The organism is Microcoleus sp. S13_C3 (assembly GCF_036700905.1).
In the GTDB taxonomy this organism is placed as follows: Bacteria; Cyanobacteriota; Cyanobacteriia; order Cyanobacteriales; family Microcoleaceae; genus Microcoleus.
The window spans coordinates 1-10715 of sequence record NZ_JAUBPT010000006.1; the positions used below are offsets into that span (position 1 = coordinate 1).

11 protein-coding genes are annotated in these 10715 nt (G+C 44.0%); 8 read left to right on the forward strand and 3 right to left on the reverse strand.

Features of this window, described 5'->3' with window-relative positions:
- The first annotated feature begins 684 nt into the window (after window positions 1-684).
- Genes QUA16_RS02840 through QUA16_RS02850 form a run of 3 tightly spaced genes read left to right on the forward strand, consistent with a single transcriptional unit; the run spans window position 685 to window position 2715 of the window.
- Entirely contained in the window at window positions 685-1596 is a 912-nt protein-coding gene (locus QUA16_RS02840; RefSeq protein WP_333101876.1) for a DUF2382 domain-containing protein, read from the forward strand.
- 34 nt (window positions 1597-1630) lie between these two features.
- Window positions 1631-1900: a hypothetical protein gene (locus QUA16_RS02845; RefSeq protein WP_333181008.1), complete on the forward strand. Its 270-nt coding sequence runs from the start codon at window positions 1631-1633 to the stop codon at window positions 1898-1900.
- Window positions 1897-2715: an ion transporter gene (locus tag QUA16_RS02850; protein ID WP_333101874.1), complete on the forward strand. Its 819-nt coding sequence runs from the start codon at window positions 1897-1899 to the stop codon at window positions 2713-2715. The genes QUA16_RS02845 and QUA16_RS02850 overlap by 4 nt, the downstream gene beginning before the upstream one ends.
- Before the next feature lie 18 nt (window positions 2716-2733).
- On the opposite strand, the gene QUA16_RS02855 is transcribed toward QUA16_RS02850, so the two are convergent.
- The 3 genes from QUA16_RS02855 to QUA16_RS02865 form a co-directional block, all read right to left on the reverse strand.
- Window positions 2734-3066 (reverse strand): hypothetical protein, encoded by a 333-nt coding sequence (locus tag QUA16_RS02855; protein WP_333101872.1) that lies wholly within the window; start codon window positions 3064-3066, stop codon window positions 2734-2736.
- The gene (locus tag QUA16_RS02860; protein ID WP_333101870.1) at window positions 3038-3211 is read right to left on the reverse strand and encodes a hypothetical protein; all 174 of its coding nucleotides are present in this window, start codon (window positions 3209-3211) and stop codon (window positions 3038-3040) included. Before QUA16_RS02860 ends, QUA16_RS02855 begins: the two co-directional genes overlap by 29 nt.
- A 388-nt stretch (window positions 3212-3599) precedes the next feature.
- Window positions 3600-4451 (reverse strand): DUF1206 domain-containing protein, encoded by an 852-nt coding sequence (locus QUA16_RS02865; RefSeq protein WP_333101868.1) that lies wholly within the window; start codon window positions 4449-4451, stop codon window positions 3600-3602.
- 826 nt (window positions 4452-5277) lie between these two features.
- Here QUA16_RS02865 and QUA16_RS02870 point away from each other — a divergent pair.
- The 5 genes from QUA16_RS02870 to QUA16_RS02890 all read left to right on the forward strand — a co-directional run.
- Window positions 5278-5433, forward strand: coding sequence for a hypothetical protein (locus QUA16_RS02870; protein WP_333101867.1), 156 nt, complete (start codon window positions 5278-5280; stop codon window positions 5431-5433).
- Window positions 5434-5435: 2 nt separating this feature from the next.
- The gene (locus QUA16_RS02875; protein ID WP_333101866.1) at window positions 5436-5561 is read left to right on the forward strand and encodes a hypothetical protein; all 126 of its coding nucleotides are present in this window, start codon (window positions 5436-5438) and stop codon (window positions 5559-5561) included.
- A 461-nt stretch (window positions 5562-6022) separates the two neighbouring features.
- Window positions 6023-6589 carry a DUF3611 family protein gene (locus QUA16_RS02880; RefSeq protein ID WP_333101864.1) on the forward strand — a complete coding sequence of 189 codons (567 nt, stop codon included), beginning with the start codon at window positions 6023-6025 and terminating at the stop codon, window positions 6587-6589.
- Between the two features lie 541 nt (window positions 6590-7130).
- The gene (locus QUA16_RS02885; RefSeq protein WP_333101861.1) at window positions 7131-7892 is read left to right on the forward strand and encodes a ZIP family zinc transporter; all 762 of its coding nucleotides are present in this window, start codon (window positions 7131-7133) and stop codon (window positions 7890-7892) included.
- A gap of 439 nt (window positions 7893-8331) precedes the next feature.
- A partial coding sequence (locus tag QUA16_RS02890; RefSeq protein WP_333101860.1) for a bifunctional serine/threonine-protein kinase/ABC transporter substrate-binding protein occupies window positions 8332-10715 on the forward strand: 2384 nt, incomplete at its 3' end.

Consider the following 10715-nt stretch of genomic DNA (forward strand, 5'->3'; position numbering starts at 1 on the left):
GTCATTAGTCATTAGTCATTAGTCATTAGTCATTAGTCATTAGTCATTAGTCATTAGTCATTAGTCATTAGTCATTAATCATTAGTCATTAGTCATTAGTCATTAGTCATTAGTCATTAGTCATTAGTCATTCGTTAGGACAAATTGCTTGCTGAAGAGGCAACCTGGCATATATTCATCATCATATTTAAACATAGGGAGTAGCCTAATCAAGGCCAACTTGTTCAAATGTGTTTCCCCCAAATACCTCACATAAAAGTCAATTTTTAAAGTAATAAATTATGTATATAATTGTTTTCTCCGTTAATAGACCTCTTGCAAAAATCCTTTCATCAATTGATGGGACGGGCATCTTGCCCGTCCCACAAGAGTTATTTCTTCTTGTGGGACGGGCATCTTGCCCGTCCTAATTATTTTTGCAAGAGGTCTAATGTACAGTATCAAAGTCTAATTTATAAAGGTATTTTTTTATAAAAATAGTTAAAAACCTATTGTGAAACTTGAGGGTACTGAATGTGGAGAAAAAATGACAAGTCATCTATCCAAAGACAGAAAAAATTTAAAATAAATATACTCATCCTACTATTCTGTTTCACTTAATCCTTCATAAGAAGGAAGCATCAATTTGGAGATATATCTAAAATGGGGTCATAAGTTGATATAGATAGAAAGGGAAGGACTCGTATGTTACTTTACAAAATTGAAGATTTTAATCCCAACTACCGCGAAGCTGCTTTTGATGGCGAAGATATCAAAGGTCTGGATATCTATGCTGGAAATACCGATGAGAAGATTGGCTCCATCGATACCGCGCTAGTTGATGAGACAGGGCGTTTCCGATATTTTGTGGTTGACACGGGTTTCTGGATATTTGGCAAGAAAGTATTAGTTCCAGTTGCTCTTTGTCGAGTGGATGTTGAGGCAGAACGCATCTACGCGACGGGTTTGAGCAGTAAAGACCAAGCAGAAAGACTACCCAGGTATGAGGATGGGATGGTGGTTGATTACGATTATGAAGAACAAGTGCGGGGTGTTTATCGTACTCTAACTGTAGAAGCGTCTGCACCTGTAGAAGCATCATTGCCTTTAGAAACCTCATTGCCTGTACAAGCATCTGCACCCGTTTCTATGCCACGTTCTGTCTCTAACCAAGCTAGGGCTGCTGGTTATGACCGCAACACCTACACTTACGAACAAGAGCCTCAATTGTATCAGATGAACGAGCGCGAACATCACAAATTTCGACTCTACGAAGAACGACTGGTTGCAGAAAAAAGCCGTCACAAAACTGGCGAGGTAGCAATTGGCAAGCGAGTTGAAACCGAAACGGCACGAGTTTCAATTCCCACAGAAAAAGAGCGAGTTGTAATTGAGAGGATAACTCCAGAAAAGGCAGGTGCGCCAGTAAATCGGGATACTCCCTTCCAGCAGGAACACGTGATGCGTATGGAAGTTTACGAAGAAACTGCTGATATCAAAAAAGAAGCTTTCGTGCGCGAAGAAGTTAACATCAGGAAAGAAGTTGAAACGGAGATTGTTGAGGCAGGGGAAACACTACGTCGTGAAGAGTTGGACGTGAAGACGGAAGGGCATTAGAGGGCTAATGAATTGAACAAGGGTTTGTAGTTAGTTGCGCTGTCTTCGCCCACATGAGCTGGGTCAGCTAAAAAGCTGGCAAGATACTTTGTTTTTAGGATGGTTTGGTTCTATCGGTGGGGCAGCGATTTTCTATGCCATGCTGGCGCTACGTAAAACGGGATTAGAGTCAGGTTGGGTCATTGGTAGCCTAATTATTTGCGCGTCAATAATCGCCCACGGCTTTACTGCTGTGCCGTTGGCGAAAGCTTATGCTAAAATGCAGCGTAAAAGACCAACTTTTAATGATTTGGTAGGTAGATGAACAACCCCAACCTAGCCGAAAAACAAGCCATAGAACAAGAGCAAAACGATATTTTGCAACAGCTAGAAGAGTGGCTGGAAACTCCCATGCTGGTGCTGGCATTTGTGTGGCTAGCCCTATTTATTATTGAATTAATTTGGGGATTAAACCCACTGCTCGAAGCCGTTAGCACCACTATTTGGGCGATCTTTATTGCAGATTTTCTAGTTAAACTCGCCCTGGCTCCCCGCAAAATTTCCTATATCAAAAGCCATTGGATCACTGCTTTTTCTCTGCTGTTGCCCGCTTTGCGTACCTTTCGGATTGTACGAGTTGTGCGAGCATTCAAAACCGCACGGGCTGTGCGAAGTTTGCAGTTGTTGCGAGTTATGACTGGTACGAATCGAGGGATGCGGGCATTAGCTGCGAGTGTTAGCCGTCGCGGATTTGGTTATGTCGTAGGACTAACGATAATTATTACCTTGGTAGGTGCCGCAGGGATGTATGCTTTTGAAAAAGATGTCGCCGATGGTTCCTCCGGGTTAAATAATTACGGCACAGCGTTATGGTGGACGGCAATGCTGATGATGACAATGGGTTCGGAATATTGGCCCAAAACGCCAGAAGGTCGCATACTTTGCCTTGTTCTGGCACTCTATGCGTTTGCGGTTTTTGGTTATGTAACTGCGACCATCGCCACATTTTTTATTGGTCGCGATGCAGAGGATGACGAAGCAGAATTAGCAGGAGCGAAATCAATTGCAGCACTTCAAACTGAAATTGCTGCCTTGCGGGCTGAGATTCAGCAATTATTGAATCAGAATTCAAAGTCTTGAATTAGGTAGATGCCAAGATCAAGTTTTGGTCAGCGCTGGCACTACTTTTTCGCCAAACACCTGAATAAACTGCTCTTGTTCTCGGTTAACGTTGTGCAAAATTACTTGCTCAAACCCCAATTCAATATCTTTTTGCAACCACTCAATATGCTGCTCTTGCTCTGCCGAGATGCGGACGTGTTGAAATAACTCCTCTGCTTGCACAAACTCCCCGGCGGCATCAAATTGATCGGGTGTTATCAGTTGTGTCAGCATTTTACTTTTGAAGATGTTACTACGCCATTGATCGTGAGCGCCTTGTAGTGCTTTCTCTGCATTACTGTCATAGGAAAGCTGCACTTTCAAAATCATTGGTTTCCCGATAGGAAAGCCTCGGCGTTGCTTGCATTGCTGCACCCAACCAAGACCAAGCAAAACCACTTTGTCCTTGCGCTTCACTCCAAGGATGAAAGTGATCGGAAGAAAGGGCATGGGTAAAGCCAGCTTGTTCTGCCATTTGGACATATTTCAGCAGTTCGCTGGGCTTAAACTAGACTTCTTGCAAAAGTCCTTTCGATCAAATTTTCGGACGGGCTCTCCGGCCCATCCCACAAGAGAAAAAACTTTTTGTGGGACGGGCCGGAGAGCCCGTCCCAGCTATTTTTGCAAGAGGTCTACTGTTCGTGGGAAGCATCATAACCAATTTGTGCCATAAGTTTTTAGGAGTTTTGAGTTGAGTAGGGGCGGTGCCAAGAGTTCCCGCCCTGAGTGTTGAGTTAAAATATCCAGACTTAAAAGCAGGTGATTTTATCAGGACGCCTTGTAAAAGTTTTGAGCTTTGAGTTAGATAAGTTCTTAATTCAAAAAACTTGTTGTACTCAAAACTCTCTGTATAACGGGCAAGCTTACGATCGCAAAATTTTCCGATAGCGAGCTTGAATTACCGAGTAGATGCCATAGGCAATTAAACCCAAAGGTACTAGAGCCAAAATCACTGGACTAAAAGGCTGTTGTCCCAGAATTGCCAACACCTCGCCCAATCCCTTCGTTTGACTGGCATCTGATAGCTTGGCTGCTTGAATTAAGAAAATACCGATTATAACGAAAACAATCCCACGGGCAGCAATTCCGAATCGACCCAAGCGTGTCGCCCAAGTTTGCTCGGTTGGGCTCATTTCATCTAGTTTGAAATGGCGGCGAAATTTGGCTTTATATGCTTCGTAGAAATAAGAAAATCCTACGCCAATAACAATTGATCCTGCCAATCCTACCAGCCATTGTCCAAACGGTTGCGCTAAAACTTGGGCTGTCAAATCTTCGGTTGTATTGCTCTTACCACCGCCCGAACCCATTATCAGTTTTACAGCCGTTAAAGCCAAACCTGCGTATCCTAAAGCACTTAAGGCGTAGCCAATGCGTTGGGCTATTCGCTTGGCATCCATTTTCTGTCCTTGGTGTTCTGGGTCGAGAATTGTCTGAACGATACGCCAAAGGGCATAACCAATAATGCCAATCGTTACAAGAAATAGCAGAAATTTACCGAAGGGTTGGTTAACAATTTCTGATAATGCACCGCTAGTATCGGTTGTCCTGCCGCCCATACTAAAGGCTGCTTGTGCTGCTAAAAAACCGACAATAAAGTAAACTAAGCCTTTGGAAGCATATCCCAATCTTGCCAGTCGCTCAAACCACACATGAGAAGCTGCCTGTCCGATTGACTGTTTAATGTTGTCGGTGGGTGAGTTGTGCCGTTTCATATTTTTTGACAATTTAGTTGTTCACGACTGCTGCCATAGGCAAGGGGGCATTCCTTTCCAGTTAACTGAGTTCTTAAACAGATAATTTATGTTATTATTTATTAACTTAAAGATTAGCTTGTTTAGATTTTTTTTAAATCTGTCTTGAGCGGGAGTGTGAGCGGTTGATTGAGTAATAAATTTCACATTTATTGAGCTTGACAAAGATAGCTTTAGGGGCTATAATATGACTTTTATGATGGAGGAGTCTGCCAGCGGTCTAGTAGATTTTTGATGAAAAATTATTTAACCCAAGTTTGAATAACAATTAGAGTTGGCGACGCTAAAAATAATGTCCAAAAACCAAAAAAGTCAGAATGCTATTAAGAGCTAAGGTGTAAACGGAAAGCAAAAATAGCTGCTTTTTCATAATGATATATCTGACCAACTTGCTTGAAATTTGTTGAATTAGGAAATAAAGCAACAACACCCCGTTTGCTTTCCAAGCCGAATCGAATAAAGCCAGCAGTGGTGGAATTACGCTTAAAATGGCGTTCCTCTAGGGAATCCAGGCTAATATAAATGCCACAAGCCAGTTCACAAAAGGCAGTGGAACTTCTAAAACAAACAAACCCATAATGCTCGTAATACCAATAAAACTTATGCTTAATGCAACGCCTCCTGCCAATCAACCCATTAAACCCTCTTCGCATTTTGAGAGAATTTCATCGCATCGCTGACGGTAAAAAGCGGGAAAAAGGCTGAGCGTTGGGTGGCGCTATGGCATCGGATTTACCACCAGCAGAATTGTCAAAACGATAATCAAAATATGGATTATAGGTTCCTGATGACTATTTTTCGCAACCATAAACTGCTGTACTTGCTAATAATAACCAGTTTGGGAATTGCGATTGGTGCTTTGTGGGAAGTTGCCAAATGGACGGCTGGTATTGTTGTCTCAACCGAAGTGATTGAGAGCCTGAATGAGAGATTATTGATTTGATTATGGAGAGTTGGGAATCTGCAATAACTGCCCTCAGTAGCTTATGGACGTTGCAAGAATGGATGCACCCCAGTGCGGCTGTTGGGAATCAAGCATCGATCGCCAATAGTGCGATCGATCGCACTTAACTCAAAGCTTTATCATAAATTTTTCCTCAATCATCTTCCATCAGGGGGATATTTTCTTATGGCATCAGACAGATGGCAAGGTTGGGCTAGTTAGATTAAATAGAGATTGAAGCAATCTTTTGAGATGGTGAACAGAAACAATAGACGTTTTGCCTAAGTCGATTTTTAAGACTCTAAATTCCCATTGTCGCCAGAAGTTGATTGTTCAGAACCGGGAGGATTTTAGGAAGATCAAATCAACCACAACGGCACTGCCTGTGTTGAGTTCAACCTTTTATGTACGGAAAATTGCCGAATTCGGTTCCCAAACATCCGGCATCCTGTCCTGCCCTTAACTGACTTTTCAGGAAAACTCTAATAGCTAACCACAAGGCGGGCGATCGCTTGCGACAGGAAGACAAGCAGAACCTATTTCTTACCTAGTTTATTTTGATGCTCAATTCAGCAATAAGGTGTATATAATGAATCAACCAGAATCCTTGTCGCAACCGCTGACCCAAAGCGAATTCGTCGCAACTTTTCGCTTGTTCAGCAGATTTAGCTTCTGGATACAGTTATTCTTGGGTGCTGTTTCCGGCATTGTTTTAGTATTTGCTATGTTGGGTCGCAACATGAGCGAACAAGCCAATAATGCAGGTATTGGTTTTGGGGTATTTTTAGCAATAATTGGCCTGTTATTGCTGTGCTTTAGAATTTTTTGGGATTTTCGCTATCGGCTTTTAGGCAGACTTTTGCACGCCGAAAATTCCCAGGTATATCCCAGCAAAGAACATATTACTCACACCTTACGGATTGGATTAGTTTCTAGTTTGGTAGGGGTATTAATCGCGTTTGTCGCTTCTGAAGAAACAGTTGCTGTAGTGCTAGCGAAAACTCTTAGTCAGCCCCAAGCGATGGCAGCTTATGCGCCAGAAAATGTGATTCGTTCCCTAGATATTTTTGTGACGATGGCAAACGTCAATCTGATTGGCGCTCACTTTTTTGGAGCTGTTACTTCTCTTGGGTTACTCAATTGGGTAGAAGATTAGTGGGCAGCATTAGCGATCGCTAAAGGCAAACACAACTCCTATGTCCTTATGATTGACAAGGCCTGACCGATTTAACTAAGGTTGGTGGCGAAAGCACTGTCTTGGCGAAAGAGCGAAGACAGTGCAGCTACAAGCTAAACAAGCTGGCTATTGGGATGAACATCTAATCGGAAATAGCGATTGCTTCTGCTAATGCAGGCCTGTTTCATTCTCTTGTAGGGGCAGCAAAGCAGTGGCAGCCCCTACAAGAGAATGAAACACCGATTCCCTCGTCCGTGGAGGAGGTAGGCACGGGGATCTGTATGAACCTCTCGGTGCCGACTCCCCCTCTATTCCCTTAGAACCCTACGGCTATCGCTGGTTTCGAGTCAATCGCATCCAGGGGTAAAAAAGTTAAAGTTGATGCGAACACTAGCGACTATAACTATGAGGAATGTACTTAGCAGATTAGGTGAACAACGCGATTTCTGGCACCCATCCGTAAATTCTATATATAATTTTTAGGCGGACATAAAAAATTTTTTCCTTTGAGGTGTGGCTAATGTTTCCAGTGTGGTTGCAGGCAGGATTTTGGGGTTTAGTGGGGGGTTCGGCCTTGCTACTGGGAGCGGCGGTGGGTTACTTTGTCAGGATTCCCCAGCGCGCGATCGCGACAATTATGGCTTTTGGCGCTGGTGTGCTGATTTCAGCGCTATCCTTTGAACTGATGGATGAAGCTTACAAGCGCGGCGGTTTCGACTCTACAGCGATCGGCTTTTTGGGGGGCGCTGCTGTCTACACAGCCGCCAATTGGTTTTTGAATCAGCAGGGAGCAAAACACCGCAAGCGATCGGGCGCTTTGCACCCAGCTAAAAAAGAGTCAGGCGATGGCGGATTAGCCATCGCCCTCGGCGCGCTGTTAGATGGCATACCGGAGTCGATCGTCATTGGCGTCAGCATGATTTCTGGAGGCGTTGTCAGTTGGGTGACAGTAGCGGCAATTTTCCTCTCCAATATTCCTGAAGGGCTCTCCAGCGCCGCCGGCATGAAAAAAGCAGGGAGATCGATCGGTTACGTTTTTGGAGTTTGGGGCGCGATCGCAGTTATTTCCGGTATCGCAGCATTGTTAGGATATACGGTTTTCAGCCGCTTTTCTGGGGAAGTAATAGCGGCAACTACCGCCGTAGCAGCAGGGGGTATTTTAGCCATGATCTCAGATACTATGATTCCCGAAGCATTCGAGGAAACTCACGATTTTGCTGGACTAATTACTGTCTGCGGGTTTTTCGTTGCTTTTGTACTCAGCAAGTTAGCAGAAAGATAATTGATAATTAGTCATCAGTCTTAACTAAGATAGCAATCCTTGCAGGAGTCGTAAAATTTTTACCCCACCCCAACCCTCCCCCAACCCGCTGGAAGTCCGTAAGAAATTCACAAATGATGCGAAGATTGCTATATAGAATTGCTAATTGCTGAGAGTTATATAGCAATCCTAAATGATTATACTCGTTACCAGGAAGAGCCTGGTAACGCATATCCGGAGGCTCTGCCTCCATAGTCTGGGCCGAGGCAGAGCCTCGCTTACATCGGTTCCCAGGCAGAGCTTGGAAGTTAACCAGTTATTGAAACTGATGCGAGGATTGCTATAGTGTTTTTGATATAGACACAGAGGAATTTGATATGTTGCCAAGCTGTATCGGGACACAAAAAAGCTTATAATTAACATGAAAGGCTGCAGCCTGTCAAGAGGTTTTGGAAAATTTATGTGTGTCAACTTAGGGGATATCCTGCACGAAAGCTACAAAATTATCGCTTTGTTGGGACAGGGAGGGTTTGCTAGAACCTACACGGCTGCACAACTAAACCAACCCAATAATCCTCTGTGCGTTGTTAAGGAAATTCCTTTTCCCCCATCGAACGATCCGCGAGTCTTGGAGAAGGGAAGGAAGCGATTTGAAAGGGAAGCTAGCGCTTTGTGCCGTCTGGGTAGAAACTCGCGCATTCCCGAATTATTCGATCGCTTTGAAAAAAACGATTATTTTTACTTAGTTCAAGAATACGTTGAAGGACATCCCCTCAGTAAAGAACTCACTGCGGGCGATCGGTGGAATGAGAAAAATACCGTTGCTTTGTTGCGAGAAGTTCTGGAAATATTAAAATCAGTCCACCCAGAAAATATTATTCACCGCGATATTACACCTTCTAACTTAATTCGGCGCCAAACAGATCAAAAAATTGTTTTAATTGATTTTGGGGCCGTCAAAGAAATCGGCACTTTTACCTCTAACTCTACAGGTGAAATATTCAGCTCGCAGGCGATCGGCACCAGGGGTTATATGCCGGCCGAACAACACGATACGCGGTCTCTCCCGCAACCCTACAATGATATTTATGCAGTAGGAATCATCGCGATTCAAGCCCTCACCGGGCGGCGTCCCACCAATCTGCCGCAAGACCCCGAAACTGGTGAAATTGTCTGGGATTATTTAACATCTGAACCTGTTAGCGATAGTCTAAAAAATATTTTAACCAAGATGGTGCGTTTCCACTTTCAAGACCGCTACCAATCGGTTGATGAAGTTTTGCAAGACTTGGATTTGTCGATCGTTCCAGGGCCCCAGCTACCCAAAACTTCGCGGAAGTTGCGATCGGGCTGGCGCTGGCTGCTGTTCGGCGTTGCGGGACTGGGCGCTGCATTGGCGATCGCATTTTTAATCCCCAGAATTTCCCCGCCACAAACGGTGGCTGTACCCTCCCCAGATGGTGTAAGTTCTGGCGAAAAACTCCTAGTGCAAACCTCGCCCCTTTGGTCAAAACAAAGGGGAATTAGTGAGTTGGCCGACTCAAATTATCCTGATGCTTTGAAATTGCTCAAACAGTCCTGGCGAGAAGACCGCAGAGATCCAGAAACTTTAATTTATATCAACAATGCCCTGCTGAAGGCAATAAATGCAGAATATTACACGATCGCGATCGTTGTTCCCATCCTCAGAAATCCCGACGGTAGCATCGCTAACGCAAATTTAGCAGAAGAACTGCTGCGCGGCATTGCTCAAGCTCAAACCGAAGTTAATTTAGGCGCGATTGCTGCAAAAGAGCGCAATCAAGACTTTCCCGGTCAAGAATTTATCGAACCGAAGTCTATTAACGGTAAAGGTCTCAGAGTCATCATTGCCGATGATGCAAATCTCAAGTTAGAGGCAATTAAAAGGGCAAATTATTTAGTCGCTCAACCAGATATTTTAGCAGTTATCGGACACTATGCCAGCGAGATGACTTTGGCAACAGTAGATATTTACGATCGCAATAAATTAGTCGCTCTTTCTCCGGGAAGTACCACCGAAGAACTGACGCGAAAACCTCGAAAATTTTTCTTTCGGACTGCTCCGACAACTAGCATCGAAGCTGAAGCTTTAGTAAATCAACTGCTCTCGCTCGGTGAGAAAAAAGTTGCTGTATTTTACAATCCCAACAGTCCGTTCAGCGCTTCTTTGTGGGAAGAATTCAAAAAGCAATTTGAAGCGCAAGGAGGAACGACTATCAGGCTTAGAGAGTTTTACGACTTATCTAAAAATAATTTTAACGCCGAAGCCGCCATAAAAAAACTTGAGAAAGCCGGCAAAATAGCGTTACTTTTAATTCCCGACGGTCAAGTCACTAATGCCCAGCCAAATGCGATCGATATGATTAAAGCTAACAACGATCGCCATTGGATTGTCGCGTCTTGGGGACTCTACGATTGGAGAACTTTAGAAGCTGCCAAACAGCTAAAGTCTGTCGAAAAACTAGCTATATCTGTGTTCTGGCATCCTTTAACCAGTTTTGACAAAAAATTTCCTCAAAATACTGAAAAGTTGTGGGGAGGCCCGGTAAATACTCGATCGGCTTTAACCTACGATGCAGCCCGCACGCTGATTAAAGCCCTAGAAATGCAGCCAGAACCAACCCGCCAAGGAATGCAACAAACCTTAGCCGATCCAAATTTTAAAGCCGAGGGAGCCACGGGTATAATTGAGTTTGACTCAAAGACCGGCAATCGCAAAAACCCTCCTAAAGGAGTGGCGCATATTGTTCCGTGTGCTAGAGAACAATTTGGTCTGACATTTGTGCCGATCGAATTTCCCACAGCCGCAGCCGCAGGTTTAAA